Source organism: Paraburkholderia sp., from assembly GCF_036488795.1.
In the GTDB taxonomy this organism is placed as follows: Bacteria; Pseudomonadota; Gammaproteobacteria; order Burkholderiales; family Burkholderiaceae; genus Paraburkholderia.
Genome location: NZ_DASXHA010000082.1, coordinates 1 through 18,418, shown reverse-complemented (window position 1 = coordinate 18,418; position 18,418 = coordinate 1). Strand labels below are relative to the sequence as shown.

At 63.3% G+C, this 18,418-nt stretch carries 15 protein-coding genes and 1 pseudogene; 9 read left to right on the top strand and 7 right to left on the bottom strand.

Annotation, left to right across the window (positions count from 1 at the left end):
• Both VGH41_RS11020 and VGH41_RS11015 read right to left on the bottom strand, forming a co-directional pair.
• Positions 1 to 1,803: pseudogene (locus VGH41_RS11020) on the bottom strand (hypothetical protein); the annotation flags it as partial.
• Positions 1,804 to 2,282: 479 nt separating this feature from the next.
• Complete coding sequence (locus VGH41_RS11015; RefSeq protein WP_331597449.1) at positions 2,283 to 3,596, bottom strand: MFS transporter; 1,314 nt, start codon at positions 3,594 to 3,596, stop codon at positions 2,283 to 2,285.
• Between the two features lie 149 nt (positions 3,597 to 3,745).
• Between VGH41_RS11015 and VGH41_RS11010 the strand changes: the two genes are divergently transcribed.
• The 6 genes from VGH41_RS11010 (at position 3,746) to VGH41_RS10985 (ending at position 10,262) form a co-directional block, all read left to right on the top strand.
• Complete coding sequence (locus VGH41_RS11010; RefSeq protein ID WP_331597448.1) at positions 3,746 to 4,711, top strand: LysR family transcriptional regulator; 966 nt, start codon at positions 3,746 to 3,748, stop codon at positions 4,709 to 4,711.
• Positions 4,712 to 4,887: 176 nt separating this feature from the next.
• Positions 4,888 to 5,574: a helix-turn-helix domain-containing protein gene (locus VGH41_RS11005; RefSeq protein WP_331597447.1), complete on the top strand. Its 687-nt coding sequence runs from the start codon at positions 4,888 to 4,890 to the stop codon at positions 5,572 to 5,574.
• Between the two features lie 91 nt (positions 5,575 to 5,665).
• Positions 5,666 to 7,486, top strand: coding sequence for an alkyl sulfatase dimerization domain-containing protein (locus VGH41_RS11000; RefSeq protein ID WP_331597446.1), 1,821 nt, complete (start codon positions 5,666 to 5,668; stop codon positions 7,484 to 7,486).
• A gap of 36 nt (positions 7,487 to 7,522) precedes the next feature.
• Complete coding sequence (locus tag VGH41_RS10995; RefSeq protein WP_331597445.1) at positions 7,523 to 9,196, top strand: long-chain-fatty-acid--CoA ligase; 1,674 nt, start codon at positions 7,523 to 7,525, stop codon at positions 9,194 to 9,196.
• Positions 9,197 to 9,310: 114 nt separating this feature from the next.
• A complete protein-coding gene (gloA, locus tag VGH41_RS10990) occupies positions 9,311 to 9,697 on the top strand; it encodes a lactoylglutathione lyase (RefSeq protein WP_331597444.1) in 387 nt (128 codons plus the stop codon).
• A gap of 142 nt (positions 9,698 to 9,839) precedes the next feature.
• Complete coding sequence (locus VGH41_RS10985) at positions 9,840 to 10,262, top strand: hypothetical protein (RefSeq protein WP_331597443.1); 423 nt, start codon at positions 9,840 to 9,842, stop codon at positions 10,260 to 10,262.
• Between the two features lie 43 nt (positions 10,263 to 10,305).
• Here the strand turns inward: VGH41_RS10985 and VGH41_RS10980 are convergent, their stop codons facing one another.
• Genes VGH41_RS10980 through glyQ form a run of 5 tightly spaced genes read right to left on the bottom strand, consistent with a single transcriptional unit; the run spans position 10,306 to position 15,785 of the window.
• A complete protein-coding gene (locus VGH41_RS10980) occupies positions 10,306 to 11,202 on the bottom strand; it encodes a SprT family zinc-dependent metalloprotease (RefSeq protein ID WP_331597442.1) in 897 nt (298 codons plus the stop codon).
• A gap of 58 nt (positions 11,203 to 11,260) precedes the next feature.
• The gene (locus VGH41_RS10975) at positions 11,261 to 12,019 is read right to left on the bottom strand and encodes a lysophospholipid acyltransferase family protein (RefSeq protein ID WP_331597441.1); all 759 of its coding nucleotides are present in this window, start codon (positions 12,017 to 12,019) and stop codon (positions 11,261 to 11,263) included.
• 39 nt (positions 12,020 to 12,058) lie between these two features.
• Entirely contained in the window at positions 12,059 to 12,619 is a 561-nt protein-coding gene (gmhB, locus tag VGH41_RS10970; protein WP_331597439.1) for a D-glycero-beta-D-manno-heptose 1,7-bisphosphate 7-phosphatase, read from the bottom strand.
• A gap of 37 nt (positions 12,620 to 12,656) precedes the next feature.
• The gene (gene glyS, locus VGH41_RS10965) at positions 12,657 to 14,762 is read right to left on the bottom strand and encodes a glycine--tRNA ligase subunit beta (protein WP_331597438.1); all 2,106 of its coding nucleotides are present in this window, start codon (positions 14,760 to 14,762) and stop codon (positions 12,657 to 12,659) included.
• 15 nt (positions 14,763 to 14,777) lie between these two features.
• Positions 14,778 to 15,785, bottom strand: coding sequence for a glycine--tRNA ligase subunit alpha (gene glyQ, locus VGH41_RS10960; RefSeq protein ID WP_331597450.1), 1,008 nt, complete (start codon positions 15,783 to 15,785; stop codon positions 14,778 to 14,780).
• Positions 15,786 to 16,258: 473 nt separating this feature from the next.
• Here glyQ and VGH41_RS10955 point away from each other — a divergent pair, with 473 nt between their 5' ends.
• From VGH41_RS10955 to VGH41_RS10945, 3 genes are all read left to right on the top strand, one after another.
• Positions 16,259 to 16,474, top strand: a complete 216-nt coding sequence (locus tag VGH41_RS10955; protein WP_331597437.1) for an RHS repeat domain-containing protein — start codon at positions 16,259 to 16,261, stop codon at positions 16,472 to 16,474.
• 41 nt (positions 16,475 to 16,515) lie between these two features.
• A complete protein-coding gene (locus VGH41_RS10950; RefSeq protein ID WP_331597436.1) occupies positions 16,516 to 17,889 on the top strand; it encodes a DUF6531 domain-containing protein in 1,374 nt (457 codons plus the stop codon).
• On the top strand, positions 17,864 to 18,418 hold a 555-nt coding region (locus VGH41_RS10945), incomplete at its 3' end, for an RHS repeat-associated core domain-containing protein (RefSeq protein ID WP_331597435.1). The genes VGH41_RS10950 and VGH41_RS10945, both read left to right, overlap by 26 nt.

Here is an 18,418-nt window from a genome sequence, read left to right as displayed (position 1 = left end):
TGGAGTTGGCGTTGGGGTTGGGGTTGGGGTTGGGGTTGGGGTTGGAGTTGGAGTTGGAGTTGGAGTTGGGGTTGGGGTTGGAGTTGCCGTTGGCGTTGGCGTTGGAGTTGGAGTTGGCGCAGGCGCAGGCGCAGGCGCAGGCGCAGGCGCAGGCGCAGGCGCAGGCGCAGGGACCGCCGCCACGCTCGAGCGCAAATACCAGTTGTCGGCCGTCCCGGTCGTCACGCCGCCTCTAAACAGATAGTAGACAAAGGCTCCGGCCGTGAGCGGAGTTTGCATCGTGAAGGCGGTCGCGCCGGTCGTCGCGCCGTTGCTCGCCTGCACGACCAGGATGCCGTTCGAGACCGTCGCAGCCCCCGTACCGCCCACGTTTGTCACGCCAATCGTCGTGTTGCCCGAGCCGACGCCTTGCACGATCACCAGCTTGTCGCTGGGCGAACCATCGCCGTTCAGCACGCTTTGCAGCAACAGCTTGCCGTTGAGTCCCACGTAATTGCCGTTCACCACCAGCGCATCGTTCGTACGGGGGCCGCCGTTGGTCAGGTCGATGGTGCCCGCGTTGCTCACCGTGACGAGGTTCCCGGCAACCGCAGGCGTAATGGATGGATCACCGAGGCCGCCCGCGAACAGCGTACTGCTCGAATCGATATTGAGCGTGCCCGTCAGCGCGCCGCTGTTGCCGAGCGTGAGACCGTTGGCATCGAGCGTGAGTTGACTGGCGTTCGTGAGGTTGATGGTGGACCAGTTCGTAAAGCGACTCGAAGCGCTGGCTTGCGAGTTGTCGAAGTTGAGCACGCTGGAGACATTGCCGCCCGCCAGCAGCGGCACACCCGCGAGGTTGGTATCGGTGAGGCCGGTAAGGGTTGCGGTGTCGTGGCCCGCGCCCAGGCGGATGAAGCCGGTGATGGTGCCGGCGCTCCAGTTGAGCGTGTCATTACCGGTGTCGTCAAAAATCCCCCGGCCATTGCCGCCCGCAATGGTGCCGGTATTGTTGATGGTGATGTCGAAGGTGCCGTTCGTGCTGATGGCCTGGCTGTTGGTGGCTTCGATGGTGCCGCTGTTGTTGATGGTTGCCGCGCCGTTGAAGATCGAGATGCCGAGGGTGTCGCCGGAAATCGTTCCGGCATTGTTCACGGTGCCGCCGCCGTTCATCTGCATGGCGCTGGACTGCTGGCTGACGATGCTTGCGCCCGCAGCATTGTTGAGCGTCACCCTGCCGGAGAAAAATGCGCCGACGCTGTTCGCGGTGATCGAACCGTTATTGGTCACCAGCCCAGGTGCGGGATCGTTTGAGTCGATGCCATGCGAACCCGAACCGGACGCGATGATCGTACCGTTGTTCGTGATGACGTTGTTGCCTGGGCCGCTCACCGCGTTACCGTTCGCGACCATACCGTTCGCGTCCGCGCCGCTCGTCGTGATCGTGCCGTTGTTGATCAGCGTGTCGTTATTGGTGAGCGCGGCCATGCCATGCGAACCGTCGCCGCTGGTCGAGATCTGGCCGTCGTTGGTGAGCGTGCCGCCGCCGGGGCTGGCGAAGTCATGCATGCCGACGGAAGACGCGCCACTGGTCTGGATCACGCCGGTTTTGTCGTTGAGCATCGTCACGCCGGCGGCACTGTTGAACATGCCTTCGGATTCGCTGCCCGTCGTCACGATCAGGCCACGGTTGGTCAGCACGTTTTGTCCAGCGCCGGTTCCTTGTGCGGAGATTGCGTCGAACGTGTCGCCGCTCACACGCAGTGTGCCGAGATTCGTGACCGTGCTGCGGTCGTAGACCAGAATTGCATTGTTGCCATTCACGTCAATTTCCGCGTCTGACTGAACGTTTACCGTAACGTTAGTACTGCCGGTGAGTGCGGAAACCGAGGTGGTCGAGGGATTGGGTGCGCTGGTGCTACAGGTAACGGTTTGTCCGGTGGTGGGTGCCGGGTTGTCGCACGCGGCCATGGCCGGTGAAAGGCGTAGCAGGACCAGCACGCCCAGCGCGGAAGAGACTGCTTCAAAAAGACGATTCGGTACGCATGGCGAATACGTGCGCCTCATACGCACCTCCCGGAAAGGGCACACAACGTCGATACCCGTGAAGGGTTCGCTTGTTTCCAGCGTCGCCTCGTGCGGGCGTCATGGATTGAGGATGTCGCGGGTGGTGTGATCCAGAATACGCAACGCGCAGCGCGTGCGCAATGTCAAAATCTGTTGATGCGACGCCAGGGTGATCACGCTGCCGTGGGCGTGGCCCTTAGCGTGTCTCCTGGCACGTTCTCTAGTGCGACCGCACTTTAGGCACTCGCCCCCAGTCTGCGCCGTGAGCGTTGCGGATCGAGCAACAGAAAGCCGGTTGTGCCCACTATCAGCAACAATAAGCCGGTCAGGGCGAAGCCGGTTTCATAACCATGCGCGCCGCTCGCAGTGCCGAGCAGCTTGCCCATCGCAAACGGGCCGATCAGACCGGCCGTCGTGATGATCGAATTGGTGATGGCGAGCAGCGCGCCGCGCTGTCCGGGCGGTGCCACTTCGGCCACCAGCATCGGACCGAACGTGAATGTCTGGACGGCAAGCGCGCTGGCCAGTCCCATCAACGCGACCTTGACGAACGGCGGCATGCCGAGAAACAGCACGCAATACGCGAGACCGCTGACTACGCAAGCACTGCTGATCATTGCGCCGCGCGCGCGCCGCGTCGGCACGCCGCGTTTGATCAGGCGATGCGAGAACACGGCGAGTGCGATGCCAACCGGAATCTGCGTTGCCACTTGCGCCGCGAACAGCCAGCCCGCCTGGGTTGCGGGAAAGTCGAGGCCAAGCCTGAAGTACGCCGGCACCCACGTGAAGCCGATCGCAATCACGGCATAACCGACAAAGCATTGCAGCATAACGCCGATCACCGTGCGGTCCGACAGCAATACCCGGTAGCGCACGCGCGGCGCCCCTGGCGCGCTCGCCCGACGTAGCGCCGCGCTGCGTTGACGACTGCCGGTCTTACCGACGCACAGCCACAGCAAAGTCCAGACGCCGCCTACGACGCCGAGCGTCAGGAAGGTGGCATGCCAGTGCCAACGTTGAGCGATATAGGTGAGCAACGGTCCGGCAATGACCACCCCCGCTGTTGCACCTTGTTGAACGATCGCGGTGGGCAGATTGCGTTCGTGATCGTCGAACCAGGTGTAGACCACATGCAGCGCGAGCGGCGATGCCGGACCTTCGCCCGCGCCCAGCAGGATGCGACACAGCAGCAGGATGGAAAAACTGGTGGGCCATGCGAGCGGCAGTTGCGCGCCAGCCCACGTCAGCGCGAGCACGGCCAGCAGCCATTTCATGCTGAGGCGATCGGCAATCAGGCCAATGGCGATGCCGGAGAGCGAGAACAGCACGAAGAACGCACTGCCGACGAGACCGAACTGCGCGTGCGACAGCTGCATGTCGTGCATCAACGGGATCGCGACGAGACCAAGCACGGCCTTGTCCGCAAAGTTGATCAGCATGAACAGGAACAGTGAGGCGACGATCACCCAGCGATGCGCCCGGGTGCGCTCAATTGGACCGGCGGATGCCGCAGGATGCGCGGCGAGTGTGGAACCTTCTGCCTTGAGCAAAATCGCGTCTCCTGAATGTTTTCTGTGTGACTCCGACGCGCTGCGCGTTGCGCGTGGCCGGGTCGCGTCATGTCGCCGGATTTTCGCCCATTTCAGGTGGTATAAGACGGTTATTCAAGTGCAATCTCCTCATCGGAATCTTGCAAATCATGCATGAGATCAATTCGCGCCGGCTTACCCATCTGATTGCACTCGCCGAGGAGGGCAGCTTCGCGCGCGCTGCGGGGCGCGTGCATTTGAGCCAGCCCGCGTTGAGCCGCAGCATTCAGGCGCTCGAAGACGAGCTCGGCATGAAGCTGTTCGACCGCGCCGCACGCGGTGTCGCGATGACGGCGGCCGGGCGCCTGCTGGTGGAGCGGGCGCGGCGCGTGCTCTTCGAGACCCGCTGCCTGTTTCGCGACGTCGAACTGCTGAAGGCGCATGAGCTCGGGGAGGTGCGCATCGGCCTCGGTCCCTATGCGGCCGTGGTATTGCTGCCCGATCTGCTGATCGAGTTCTCGCGGCGTTTTCCGAAGATCAAGATTTCGATCGAACTGGGCGAAGGCGACGCGCTGATGGACAAGCTGCGCGCCGAGCAGATCGACTTCGTCGTCACGGACCGGCGTGTGCCGCCCGTTACACCGGACGTCGCGATGCGCCGTTTGCCGCGTCACGAAGGCGCGTGGTTTGCGCGCCCCGGGCATCCGCTGATGATGCGCGGCCCGGTGCCGCTCGCCGCGTTGCGGGAGTTTCCGCTGGTGTCCGTGAGCCTCCCGCCGTTCATGAAGGACGTCCTGCACCGGCTGTTCAAGTATCGCGCGCACGAGCAGATTCCCGTGCAGGTGGAATGCAACGATCTGGCGGTGCTCAAGGACGTGGTGGCGCAGACAGATGCGGTGATCTTCGGCACGGCGTCGGCGCTGCGGCGCGATCTGGAGGCGCGCCGGCTTGCGCGGATTCCGTTGACCAATCCGCCGCGTCTCGGTCTCGAGTTCGCGCTGGTCTATCTGGCGGAACGCACGCCGTCGCCCGCCGCCAGTTCGGCCCTGGCGCTTGCCGAGCAGGTGATGACGGATGCCAATCACTCCGCGCAGGGACTCTTGCAGGCGGATCTGCAGACCCGGGACTTTCCCTGAGTCCGGTTGACAAAGCCCGGTCGATCGCCCACGATTCGGAATCCAAATTCCGGTTTTAACGGATTCCGTTTATTTCACTTCGGTTGTTTTGCTCCGTTTATTGCCTGCGCACGTTGAGTGGTTCGGGCACCCATTGCCTCACGCCATTTCACGTCATTCACGTTCTCGAAGATTGCATGCCAACCACGCCCCCGCGCAGCCGCGCAGCAGGTTCTCCGCCGTCCGTACCTGAACCGCGTCAGACCCGCAGTCAGGTCGGGCTTGCCAGCATGCTGCAGGCCGGCCGCGAGCTGATCGAAGCGAGCGGCAATCTCGACGATCTGTCCATCAACGATATCGTCGAGCGCGCGGGCACGTCGATCGGCGCGTTCTACCGGCGCTTCGACAACAAGGATGCGTTCTTCGAAGTCGTGCAGGATCGCGTGATGAGCGAGGGGCTCGACTATGTGCGCGAGATGCTCGAGCGCGATCCGGTCTGGCGTTCCAGCGACGCCAGCGCGATCGCCGACGCGATACTCGCGTTCTATGTGCTGGTGTTTCGGCGCAATCGCGGGCTTTATCACGCGTCGCTGCTGCGTGCGTCGCAGCGCAAGGCGAGTTGGGACGCGGTCAAGGAAACCAACCGCCAGGTGCTGGCGCTGTTCGTGCCGCGCCTCTCCACCGCGCTCATCGAAACGCGCGGCACGAAGTCTGCCGACGTCGCAGCGTGCGAGTTCGAGGTCCGCGCATCGTTGCAGATGGCCACGGGCATGCTGGTCAATATCGTGCTGAACGATCCGGGGCCGCTCTCGCTCACCAGCCGCCGCTTGCGCCCATGGCTGCAGACGCAGTTTCGCCGCTCGCTGCTGTTGCCCGACGCATAAAATTTTCGCAAAAAACGGAACAAGAATTCCGTTTCCGTTATGTGGATTGCGCATCTCACGTGCGCAGCCGGACTTTCCCAGGAGACGTCGCATGACCCGCTGTTGCCCAGAGATGATTCGCAATCCTGCCTACGATGCACCGCATGTCGGCGATCCGCTCGACGTCGCTTTCGATGCAGGCGTCAATCTCGCCTATGCGGTCGCTGCGCCGACCGTGCCGCCGCGGCTCACCGAGCACTCGCGCCGCATGGCACAACGGATCTATCGGGTGGCTGAGCGCGTGTATTGCGCGGTCGGTTACGCCATTGCGAACATCATCTTTGTCGTGGGTGACGACGGCGTCGTAGTGGTCGACACCACTGAGGCGGTATCGGCGGCGAAACGCATCTACGAAGATTTTTGTTCCATCGACCCGCGGCACGCCGGGCTGCCGGTGAAGGCGGTGGTCTACACGCACAACCATACGGACCATACGGGCGGCGTGCGCGCGTTCGTCGACGAAGCCGCGCTCGAAGCGGGCCGGGTCGAGATCATCGCGCATCGGACCTTGATGGATACGGTGATCAACAACGCGAACCTGGTCGCGCCGATTCTCGCCACGCGCTCGGCCTACAGCTTCGGCACCTTGTTGCCGGCCGGAGCGACCGGCAAGGTAAACGCGGGGATCGGACCGGTGCTGGTTGCCGAACCGGCGAGCTTTTTCGCGCCCACGCGCGTCTTCGACGACAAACTCGACATCGAGCTGGCAGGCGTGCGCTTCGAGTTCCGCTATGCGCCGTCCGAAGCCGACGACGAAATCGTGATGTGGCTGCCGGACCTTGGTGTGCTGCTGTCGGCCGAAGTGATTCAGGGCGAGTGCTTCGCGAACGTGCACACGCTGCGCGGCACGCGCTATCGCGATCCGGTGCGCTGGTATCAGACCATTGACATGATGCGCGGCTTCGGCGCCGCGCACATGGTGCCGGCGCACGGCCGGCCGGTGTCGGGTGCGCATGCCGTGGCCGAGGTGCTGACCGTCTATCGCGACGCAATCCAGTTCACCCACGATCAGACCATTCGCCACATGAACTTCGGCATGACGCCGGACGAACTCGCGGAGGCGATTCCCGCATTGCCGCCACATCTCGCGCAGCACGCGTGGCTCGGCGAATACTACGGGACGGTCAAGCACTCGGTGCGGCAGGTCTACACGGGCCAACTGGGCTGGTTCGACGGCGACCCGGCCTCGCTTGACCCGTTGCCGCGGGCTGAGCGCACGCGCCGCATGGTCGAGATGATGGGTGGTGTGCAGGCGGTGCGCGCCGCTGCGCGCATCGCGCTAGGCGACAGCGACTGGCGCTGGGCCGCCGAACTGGCCACGCTGCTGGTGCGGCTCGATGCAGGCGATGCCGACGCCCGCCAGATCAAGGCAGCCGCGCTGCGCGAACTCGGCTATCGCACCGAGAACACCAACTGGCGCAACTGGTATCTGAGCGCGGCGCGCGAACTGGAGCGCGCGTATGAAGAATTGCCGTTTGCCGGCGGCGCGAGCCTCGCGTCGACGGACGTGTTGCGCGCGCAGCCCTTACGCAATGTGTTGCAACGGTTCTGTGTGAGCGTCGACCCGGCGCGCTGCGCGCACCTGCACGCCACCCTGGCATTGCGCATCACCGATCGCGCCGAGACCTACGCGCTCGAATTGCGCCGTGGCGTATTGCAGATTCATGAGCATGTGCCCGCCGCGGTGGATCTGCAACTCGCGCTCGACATGGCGACGTTGTACGCGCTGTTGCGCGATATCGCCACGCAGCTGCCGCTCTTTCTTGAAGACGGCACGGTCGCGCTGGAGCGTGGCACGCGTGAGCAATTGCGCGCATTTTTCGACAGTTTCGACCGGCCGGCGCGGCGTATGCCCGCGCTCGCCGCACGCTAGAAAGCACCAGACGCACGAGCAAGGAGGACAGGAGACATGGAGAAGATCTGGTTGAAGTCGTACCCGCCTGGCATGCCGGCGGAGATCGACGCGACGCAATACAGTTCGGTCACGGACCTGCTGGAACGCAGCTTTCGCGAGCATGCTCAGGCGCGTGCCTTCGTCTGCATGGAGCGCGCGATGACCTACGCCGAGCTGGATACGAAGTCGCAACAACTCGCCGCGTGGTTCCAGGCGCAGGGGCTCACGCGCGGCGCGCGCATTGCGGTGATGTTGCCGAACCTGCTGCAGTATCCGGTCGCGATGGCCGCGATCCTGCGCGCGGGCTACGTCGTCGTGAACGTCAATCCGCTTTACACGCCGCGCGAGCTCGAGCATCAGCTGAACGACAGCGGTGCGCAAGCCATCGTGATCCTCGATGCGTTCGCCGCGACCTTGCAGGCGGTACAGGCTCGCACGGCGGTGCGCCATGTGGTGATGACGTCGGTCGGCGAAATGATGGGCGCACCGTTGCCGCTGCCGTTGGCGACGGCGGGTGGCGACACGCTGTGCTTGCAGCGGGTGACGCTGGACGAAGCGCTAGCCGTGGGCGCCAGCATCGGTTTCAAGCCGGTTCAGATCTCCGCTGACGAAATCGCCGTGTTGCAATACACCGGGGGCACGACAGGCGTATCGAAGGGCGCCACGCTGCTGCATCGCAACCTGATTGCGAACGTCCTGCAATCCGAGGCGTGGCGTGAGCCTGCATACCGTGGGCGCAGCGAGATCGGCCAGTACATCACCGCCGTTGCGTTGCCGCTGTATCACATCTTTGGTTTGACGGTGTGCTGTTTGCTGACGCTGCGCTGTGGCGGGATGGGCATCCTGATTCCGAATCCGCGCGATATCGCCGGCATGATCAAGGCGCTACAGGGCTACGCGATCCACTCGTTTCCTGGCGTCAATACGATGTACAACGCGTTGCTCGACGATCCGGCCTTTACGACGCTCGACTTTTCTCAGCTGGTGCAGGCCACGGGTGGCGGCATGGCTGTGCAGCAGGCCGTCGCGCAGCGTTGGCACGCGGCGACCGGGGTGCCGATTCTCGAAGGCTACGGCTTGTCGGAAACCTCGCCGTGCGCGACCACCAATCTGCCTGGCGCAACCTGTTTTAGCGGCACGGTCGGCCTGCCGTTGCCGTCCACCGAGGTGGCGATTCGCGACGACGCCGGCAACGATGTGCCGCCCGGCGAGCCCGGCGAAATCTGCATTCGCGGGCCGCAGGTGATGGCAGGCTACTGGAAGCGTCCCGACGAAACCGCGAAGGTGATGCAGGCCGACGGTTTCTTTCGGACCGGCGACATCGGCGTGATGGACAGCGCGGGTTTCGTCAGAATCGTGGATCGCAAGAAGGACATGATCCTGGTGTCGGGCTTTAACGTGTACCCGAACGAGATCGAGGACGTGGTGGCCCGTCATCCGGGCGTCTTCGAAGTGGTCGCGGTCGGTGTGCCGGACGAACAGGCGGGCGAGGCGGTGAAGCTGTACGTCGTGAAGCGCGATCCGACGCTCAGCGAAGCGGACATCTTTGCTTTCTGCAAAACAGAATTGACCGGCTACAAGCGGCCGAAAAGTATCGAGTTTCGCACCGGGTTGCCGAAGACCAACGTGGGCAAGATCTTGCGGCGCGCGCTGCGTGACGAGGCACGAGGCGGTGCGCAAGCAACCTGAACAATCTCAGGCGCCTTGCTCTCCAGGTTGCTGCCGAAGGCGCTCCGCGCTCAGCAGCGCCGCGCGATTCCGGGTACATTTACGTCCTCGACATCACGCAACTAGGAGTACACGATGCGCCTGCTTCATACCATGCTCCGGGTGGGCAACCTGGACCGCTCGATCAAGTTTTACACCGAATTGCTCGGCATGAAATTGCTGCGCCGCGAAGATTATCCGGATGGCAAATTCACGCTGGCGTTCGTCGGCTATACCGACGAGCGTGACGGCACAGTCATCGAACTGACGCACAACTGGGACACCGAATCCTACGACCTGGGTGCCGGTTTTGGCCACCTGGCGGTCGAAGTGGAAGATGCCTATGCCGCTTGCGACAAGATCAAGGCTCAGGGCGGCACGGTCGTGCGCGAAGCCGGTCCCATGAAGCACGGCACCACCGTGATTGCCTTCGTGACCGACCCGGACGGCTACAAGATCGAGTTCATTCAGAAGAAGAAATAAGGCTTGTACTGCGGATGCGTTGAACGCCTTGCGGGCGCCGCCGTTCAACGCATCGCTTTGAGTGCTTGAATTCAGCGCTTTGGCTTCTGAATCTGAATGCGCAATTGCGGCTAAAAGTATGGCTGCAATCAGGACACCTACGATGAGTGACGCGAATCCGTATTTCGACGCGCTGAAAGCCATCAACCTCGAAGTTCAGGCGTGGTACACCGGCGTGGCCGAGGCAAACGCACTTGATCGTCTGATGGCGCGTTTTTCGCCCCAATTTTCCATGGTGCTGCCAACCGGCGGCACGCTCGACTTCGCCACGTTGCGCGACATTTTCGCGCAGCATGGCGGCCATCGTCCGGGCTTTGCGATTGAGATCACGAGTCAGGTGGTCGTGGCGGACTATCCGTGCGGCGCGGTGGTGACGTATTGCGAGCGGCAGTCCGATGGCGACGTCACATTGAATCTGCGGCGTTCGACGGCGGTGTTCGAACGCGACGCGCACGGCAACGTGCTGTGCCGTCACTTGCAGGAAACTTTCTACGCGGACGAGGCGCCGCCCTGCACCTTCATGTAAAACGCGCCAGCGCCTCAATGCAGAGGGGCTGGCGCGTTGCGCTTTATAGCGTGGGCAACAACTCAGGCGGATGGTGCTTGAGCGTCTGCCGTGCCTCGCGGAATTCCGGAAAGATCGACTCGACCGTCTGCCAGAACCGCGGACTATGGTTCATCTCGCGCAGATGCGCGAGTTCGTGCGCGACGACGTAATCGATGATCGACAGCGGAAAATGAATCAGCCGCCAGTTGAGACGAATCTTGCCGTCGCTCGAACAGCTTCCCCAACGCGTCGCCGCCGACGACAACGCATAGGCGCGATAGCTCACGCCCAACTTCTCCGCGTAAATGGCAAGGCGCTCACCGAAGAGCCGTTTGGCCTCGCCTTGCAGCCAACCCTGCACGCGGTCCTTGATCTGCTGTGGATCGGCTTGCAGCGGCAGCGGCAGAGCGAGCGCGGCCTGCTGCGCATCGAAGGCGAGGGTGCCCTGCGGTGAGCCGAGCGTGACCCGCACCGGCTGGCCGAGATATGGCACCTCGGCGCCGTCTTTCCAGTCGACGCGCGGCAGCGCGCGTTGCTCGACACGTGTCTGCCATTCGATCAGCTTCGTGAAGATCCAGCGCTGCTTCTCGGTGATCGCCGTTTCGATGTCGGCCAGCGTGACCCAACGTGGTGCGGTGATCATCAGGCCGCTGCTGTCGATCGCAAACCCGATCGAGCGGCGCGACGAACGCTTGAGCTGGTAATGAAGCACCTGCGCGCCGATGCTCAGGCTGCGCAGTTTCGAGCCATCCGGCGCGCGGGGCGCAACCGGTTTCTGCGGCGACGAGGGCGAGGGCGGTAAGGACGGTGAGTTCGTTGAGGACGGCGACGGCAGGATAGCCGGCTCGGCGAAGAGCGGCAGATCGAGTTGCCGGCTATCGAGCGCCGCAGCGGGGTGCGGCATGGAAGACTTCTGCATCGGTTTCGGCTTCGCGCTAATGCGCCATCGCTAATGCGCCAACGATGGCGTGAGCGCGTCAGATTTGAGCGGCGGCGTGCGTGCTATTCGCATCGCGGTACGCGGCAGGATCGATGCGACGCATCTCCGCTTCGATCCACGTTTCGACGCGCGTGTTCACTTCTTCGGGCGTGAGCCCCGTCGTGTCGATCGGCTTGCCGATCGACACTGTGACTATACCCGCATATTTGAGAAACGAGTTGCGCGGCCACACACGGCCGGCGTTGTGCGCAATCGGCACGACCGGCGCCCCGGTGGCGATTGCGAAGCGCGCGCCGCCGGTTTTGTACTTACCCTGCGAGCCGGTTCTGGTGCGTGTGCCTTCCGGAAACATGATGACCCACGCGCCTTCGCTCATGCGCGTCTTGCCTTGCTTGATCACGGATTCGAACGCGTACTTGCCGTCCTTACGGTCGATATGGACCATCTTCAACAGACCGAGCGCCCAACCGAAGAACGGTACATAGAGCAGTTCGCGCTTGAATACGTAGCAAAGCGGTCGCGGCATGAGCGCCGGAAAGGCCAGCGTTTCCCACGCGGACTGATGCTTCGACAACAGCACGGCCGGTCCGTCGGGCAGATTCTCGAAGCCTTCGATCCGATACTGGATGCCGTTCAGCCAGCGCACCACGGCGAGCGTCGAGCGGCACCAGCCCGCGGCCATCCAGTAGCGGTGGTCGGCTTTCATGAACGGGAAGGCGATGAAGCAGGCCGTAGCGTACGGGATCGTGTAGACCACGAAGTAGATCAGCAGCAACAGCGAACGGAGGAAGCGCATCGGCGGTGTCGGTCAGCGGTAAGGACGCTCGTGGGCGCGTCAGTCGTGTTGTTTGGAGAGAAAGTCGAGCGAGAAGGCACGCAGATCGTCGTGCACCTTCGTGCCTTCCGGCAGGCCGCCCTTTTCGAGTGTCTTGCGGCCTTTGCCGGTCAGGACCAGATGCGTCGAGAAGCCAAGTGCGGCACCCGCTTGCAGATCGCGCAGCGAATCGCCGACGACCGGCGTGATCTCGGGATCGGCCTCGAACCGTTCGGCGATCATCTTCAGCATGCCAGGCTTCGGCTTGCGGCACTCGCAGTGGTCTTCCGCCGTATGCGGGCAGAAGAACACAGCGTCGATGCGGCCACCGACCGCGGCGGCCATGCGGTGCATCTTCAGATGCATTGCATTGAGCGCGTTCATGTCGAACAACCCGCGGCCGATGCCCGACTGATTCGTGGCGATGGCGACGCGATAGCCGGCCTGATTCAGCCGGGCAATTGCTTCGAGACTGCCGGGGAGTGCAACCCATTCGTCAGGCGACTTGATGAACGCGTCGGAATCGACGTTGATCACGCCGTCGCGGTCGAGGACAACGACTTTCTTGGGGCTGGTCGGCATGGTTCGGCGGCTCGTTTTTTTAGCTCGGTGCTGTAGCTCAGGCGGCGAGCCTGGAAATGTCGGCCACACAGTTCATCTGCTGATGCAGTGCGCCGAGCAGTGCCAGACGGTTAGCCCGCAGGGCCGGATCTTCCGCGTTCACCATCACGTCGTTGAAGAACGTGTCCACGGGTTCGCGCAGCGCGGCGAGCGCAGTCAGCGCGCCCGTGTAGTCGCGCGCGGCCAGTTGCGTCTGCACGCGCGGCGCAACCTGTTCGAGCTGCGCGTACAGCGCCTTTTCTGCGGCTTCGGTCAGCAGCGCGGGCTGCACGCCGCCTACCGGTGCGCCATCCGACTTTTTCAGGATGTTCGAAATACGCTTGTTCGCGGCAGCCAGCGACGCCGCTTCGCTCAGCGCCGAGAACTCGCGCACGGCGTCGAGCCGCGCGACGATGTCGTTCAGACGCGTCGGATTCAGCGCCAGCACTGCGTCGATTTCGCCGGCTGAATAACCGCGCTCGCGCAGCAGGCCGCGCAGACGGTCCATAAAGAATTCGTAGATGGCCTGCGTCGAATTGGCGACGTTAGGCACCGCGGCGAATTGCGCGTAGGCTGCGCGCAGCAGTTCGACGAGGTCGAGCGGCAATTGCTTTTCAACGAGGATACGCAGCACGCCCAGCGCGTGACGGCGCAGCGCGAACGGATCTTTCTCGCCGGTTGGCTGCAGGCCGATGCCCCAGATGCCAACTAGCGTTTCGAGCTTGTCGGCCAGCGCGACCACGGTGCCGGTGGTGGTGGAGGGCAACGCATCGCCGGAGAAGCGCGGCTGATAGTGCTCCGTGCAGGCGAGCGCGACTTCTTCCGGCTCGCCGTCATGGCGCGCGTAGTACGTGCCCATGGTGCCCTGCAGTTCGGGGAATTCGCCGACCATGTCGGTGATCAGATCGGCCTTCGCCAGACGCGCGCCGCGTCTGGCGAGCGCGACGTCGGCGCCCGTCATGGCCGCAATCGCGCCTGCGAGTGCTTCGACGCGTTCGACGCGTTGCAGCGTCGAACCCAGCTTGTTGTGATACACGACGTTGGCGAGCAACGGCACGCGCTCGGTGAGCGTCTTCTTCTTGTCCTGTTCGAAGAAGAATTTCGCGTCGGCCAGACGTGGACGCACGACGCGTTCGTTACCTTCGACGATGTCGCCCGGCGTTTGAGTTTCGATGTTCGAGACGATCAGGAAGCGTGAACGCAGCTTGCCGGCCGCGTCGGTCAGCGCGAAGTATTTCTGGTTGGTCTGCATGGTGAGGATCAGGCATTCCTGCGGGACTTGCAGGAATTCGTCCTCGAAACGGCAGGTGTACACCACGGGCCACTCGACCAGCGAGGTCACTTCGTCGAGCAGCGACTCAGGCATCACCACCTGATCGCCCTCGGCCTGCGCGAGCAGGTTCTTGCGGATGGTGTCCTTGCGTTCAGTGAAGCTGGCGACCACGCGCCCCTTGTCATGCAGCGTTTGCGCGTAAGTATCGGCGTGCTGGATCTGCACGAAGCCTTCGGACAGAAAACGATGGCCGAGCGTGGTGTCGTCCGCATCGATGCCGAGCGCGCTCACCGCTACGACCTGTTCGCCGTGCAGTGCGGTCAGGCGCTGCGCGGGGCGCACGAACTGGATATTGGTGCCGTCCGGGCGCTGGTACGTCATGACCTTTGGAATGGGCAGCTTCGACACCGTCAGCGTTTCGTCGAGCGCGCCTTGCAGGCCTTCGGCGAGCGTGGCGCCCGGCGCGGCGTAGCGCAGGAAGAAGGCTTCTGCCTTGCCGTCCGACGCGCGTTCCAGGTCGTTCACCGAGTAATCCGGGAAGCCGAGGGCGGCGAGTTTCTTCGCGAGCGGCGCGGTGGGCTGACCGTCTTTGTCCAGCGCGACCGAAACCGGCAGCACCTTTTCGCGCACGTGCTTTTCGGGCGCGACGCTGCGCACGTTTTTAATCGTGACCGCCAGGCGGCGCGGTGTGGCGAAACGCTCGAACGACAGCTCGCCTTCGATCAGGTCGCGCGCCGCGAGGCGCTGGGCGATACCTTCGGCGAATGCGTCGCCGAGTCGCGCGAGCGCTTTGGGAGGCAGTTCCTCGGTCAGCAGTTCGACGAGGAGGGTGGCGTGTTGGGGATGAGTCATTTCTTCGTGTTCTCGTCAGTCCGGGTCGATCTTGCGTTCGACTTTGAGCGGCGGCGCCCAGGCGGGCATCGCGGCGTCCTGTTCGTCGGTCGTGAGGCCGGGCACGCCGTGCACCGGATTGCCGAGCATCGGGAAGCCGAGCTTTTCGCGCGAATCGTAGTAAGCCTGCGCCACCTGGCGCGACAGGTTCCGAATGCGGCCAATGTACGCCGCGCGCTCGGTCACGGAGATCGCGCCGCGTGCGTCGAGCAGGTTGAACGTGTGGCCGGCTTTCAAGACAAGTTCGTAGGCGGGCAGCGCGAGCGGCACTTCCATCATGCGCTTCGCCTCGGCTTCGTAGCTGTTGAAGAACGTGAACAGCAGGTCGGTGTTCGCGTACTCGAAGTTGTAGGTCGACTGTTCGACTTCGTTCTGGTGATAGACGTCGCCGTAGGTCAGGCGGCGCAGTTCGGGACCGTTCGGACCTTGCTCTTCCCACTCGGTCCAGACGAGGTCGTACACGTTCTCGACCTTCTGCAGGTACATGGCGAGACGTTCGAGCCCGTAGGTGATCTCGCCCAGCACCGGCTTGCAATCCAGACCGCCCACTTGCTGGAAGTAGGTGAACTGGGTCACTTCCATGCCGTTCAGCCACACTTCCCAGCCGAGGCCCCATGCGCCGAGCGTGGGGTTTTCCCAGTCGTCTTCCACGAAGCGCACGTCGTTCTGCTTCAGATCGAAGCCGAGCGCTTCGAGCGAACCGAGGTACAGGTCGAGGATGTTTTCCGGCGCGGGCTTCAGCACCACCTGGTACTGGTAGTAGTGCTGCAGGCGGTTCGGGTTCTCGCCGTAACGACCGTCCTTGGGGCGGCGCGACGGCTGCACGTAGGCCGCCCGCCACGGCTCGGGACCGATTGCGCGCAGGAACGTGTGAACGTGGGAGGTGCCCGCGCCGACTTCCATGTCGATCGGCTGGAGCAGCGCGCAACCCTGCTTGTCCCAGTAGGACTGCAGCGTCAGGATGATTTGCTGAAACGTGAGCATGAAGTGCCTTTCGGGCATGAAGGCCGTGCCGCAGGCGCCGGGGCGCGCGAGACGGCCGTGGAGCAAAGTGCTAAACCATCGATTTTAACGGAAAGGGCGGGCGGTGCGGGTTTTTGGGGGCCGGGGCCGGAGGGCGGCGTCGGGTGGTGTTCTGGCCGTTTCACGCAGGTGTGGTTTGCACACGCTTTGGTCAGCGGCGCTCGTAGGCATGTCTTTCTCTGCGGCGGATCAAGTCCGCGCTTAACGTCTGCGTTTTCCTACGCAATCTCAGCGAGCGCCGATAGCCTATCCCGATAGCCGCTTGATATCTTCCATAAACATTCAGCATGACTTATTGATCAATGTTTATTGAGGGGCTTCCGATGATTGACCTGGGCTTGCGCGTGCGGACTGATTCTGGTTGCTTGCTGGTCAACTCGCGAACGCGCGCCGGTGGGCTCCAACGTCTTGCTGCTGGGAGTGCCGCTGTTTGCGTGACGCTGCTGCCCTGTCTATCCCTCGCGGATGACATCGGCTACAGCTATGACGCGGTAGGCAGGTTGACCGCGGTGACCGTTGCGGGCAATACCGCGTATTACGACTACGACGCCGCCGGCAACATCACCGCGATCCGCCGGCAGGGCAGTGTCACCGCTACGCGCGCGGACGAAGCGTCGCACGCTACCTCTGCTCAGATGTCAGCGGAGTGAGCCGTCCGTTGCTTTCCCCCTCTTCTGTCCGTGATGCTTCCATGCGAATGACCCATTGTGCCGGCGTGCGCCGGCCTGCCCTGCAGCGTCCGTTTTTGCTGCTGCTGTTTGTTGTCCTGTCCTGCTTCATGGCACCGCGCGCGCAGGCGGATTGTGCGTCGAAGTACAGTGCCGCGGGTGCCTACCCGGCCGATCCACTCTGTCCGCTGAAGGCCGCAGCGGCCGATTTTGGCGGGATGGGCGGGTACGTCTGCGGCGATATTGGCGAAATTGCGACCTACTGCGGTGGTCCCGCCGCCACCGATACGAACGAGCCCGCGTCGGCTGAGGGCAGCATGCCCGATGACGGCCAAAACTGTGCGTCCGATGCCACGGCGGGTTGCGGCGCCGGCACGTCCGGTGCAGATCCGGTCAATCTCTACACCGGCCAGTTCTACCGCTTCGCCCATGATCTGGCGGTCGCCGACATCATCCCGCTGGATCTTGCGCGGGTGTATCGAAGCGGAGCTTATGACGCCGTGGGACGGCCGCTCAGTGGTGCGTTCGGCATCGGCTCAAGCTTTGCTTACGACACGATCCTCGCCATGAGCACGGACAGAAAGCGCCTGGAGCTGCGCCAGTCCACCGGCATCCGGGTGCCGTTTACTCCGCGCGCGGGCACCAACGGCAAGGGCTGGGACGACCTCACCAGTCCTGGCGAGTACTACCGCGCGCGCATCGACGCGAGCGGCACTTCCGGCATGACCCTCACCCTGCGCGATGGTCGCGTGCAACAGTTCACTACGATCGGCGGCATCTACCGCCTGAGCCGTTTGCAGGACCGCAACGGGAATGCGGTGGTGATCGCCCGCGACGGCACGACGGGTGCGGTGACCGGCATCACGAGCCCGGGCGGCCGCGTGCTGAAGTTCTCGACCATCACAGGCAGCCGTGGTACTCCGCTGATAAGCCGCATCACCGATCCGCTGAACCGGCAGGTCACGTATCAGTACGACAGTCAGGACCGCCTCGTCCAGGTGACCGATGCCGGTGGCGGCGTGTGGAAGTACGGGTGGGACACGAAGAGCCGTCTGGTGAACGTGACGGACCCGGAAGGCAGCGTGCAGGTGACTAACGCCTATGACGACCGCGACCGCGTGGTGGGCCAGACGCTTGCCGACGGCAGCACGTTCGCCATGTCCTACACGGTCACAGGCGGCAAGGTCACCCAGACCGAAGTGACGGACCGGCGCGGCAGCATCCGCCGCCTGGAATTCGACGCGAACGGGCGGGTGGTGCGCAACACCTATCCGGCTGGGCAGCCACCGGACGCAGTCGTTCTGGATTGGCGACGAGCTGAGTTTTACGTTTCAGGACAACGACTGGGCACATCGTGTCCGTCAGTTTTCGATGTACCCGGAGAGCGGGCTCGATGAACTGACATACCGGCGTATCGGCGATGACGCGAGCGGCGACCGCTTCGTCCTGCGTGACGCGAACAACAATGTGATCGCGCTGACCGATGCGGACCAGCAGAGCCAGACAAGGTACAGCTATCAGCCGTACGGGGTGACTACGCAGGCGGGGGCGCCGGATGCGAACCCTCAGCAGTACACGGGGCGGGAGAATGATGGGACGGGGCTGTATTGCTATCGGAATCGGTATTACAGTCCGCAGACCGGGCGGTTCATCAGTGAAGATCCGATAGGCTACGCGAGTGGGCAGACGAATGCGTATGCTTATGTTGAGGGCAATCCAATTTCCTACACCGATCCAGAAGGGTTAGCACGCGGCGTACCTCTAACGGGCAATGAACCGGGCGGATTTAGACTGAACCCTAACGGGCTGGACGTCGACTATTTTGACGGCGCAGGAAATCTTTGTGCGCAATACCATGAGAGCCATGGAACTGCGCACGGCCATAATTTCGGCCCGTCGGGTAGAGATAACACCCATATTCCGATG

Excerpts from the sequence above, each read along its gene's own strand:
- VGH41_RS11010 (WP_331597448.1), top strand. The coding sequence starts at position 3,746 with ATGCATGAGATCAATTCGCGCCGGCTTACCCATCTGATTGCACTCGCC.
- VGH41_RS11005 (WP_331597447.1), top strand. The coding sequence starts at position 4,888 with ATGCCAACCACGCCCCCGCGCAGCCGCGCAGCAGGTTCTCCGCCGTCC.
- VGH41_RS11000 (WP_331597446.1), top strand. The coding sequence starts at position 5,666 with ATGACCCGCTGTTGCCCAGAGATGATTCGCAATCCTGCCTACGATGCA.
- VGH41_RS10995 (WP_331597445.1), top strand. The coding sequence starts at position 7,523 with ATGGAGAAGATCTGGTTGAAGTCGTACCCGCCTGGCATGCCGGCGGAG.
- gloA (WP_331597444.1), top strand. The coding sequence starts at position 9,311 with ATGCGCCTGCTTCATACCATGCTCCGGGTGGGCAACCTGGACCGCTCG.
- VGH41_RS10985 (WP_331597443.1), top strand. The coding sequence starts at position 9,840 with ATGAGTGACGCGAATCCGTATTTCGACGCGCTGAAAGCCATCAACCTC.
- VGH41_RS10980 (WP_331597442.1), bottom strand. The coding sequence starts at position 11,202 with ATGCAGAAGTCTTCCATGCCGCACCCCGCTGCGGCGCTCGATAGCCGG.
- VGH41_RS10975 (WP_331597441.1), bottom strand. The coding sequence starts at position 12,019 with ATGCGCTTCCTCCGTTCGCTGTTGCTGCTGATCTACTTCGTGGTCTAC.
- gmhB (WP_331597439.1), bottom strand. The coding sequence starts at position 12,619 with ATGCCGACCAGCCCCAAGAAAGTCGTTGTCCTCGACCGCGACGGCGTG.
- glyS (WP_331597438.1), bottom strand. The coding sequence starts at position 14,762 with ATGACTCATCCCCAACACGCCACCCTCCTCGTCGAACTGCTGACCGAG.
- glyQ (WP_331597450.1), bottom strand. The coding sequence starts at position 15,785 with ATGCTCACGTTTCAGCAAATCATCCTGACGCTGCAGTCCTACTGGGAC.
- VGH41_RS10950 (WP_331597436.1), top strand. The coding sequence starts at position 16,516 with ATGCGAATGACCCATTGTGCCGGCGTGCGCCGGCCTGCCCTGCAGCGT.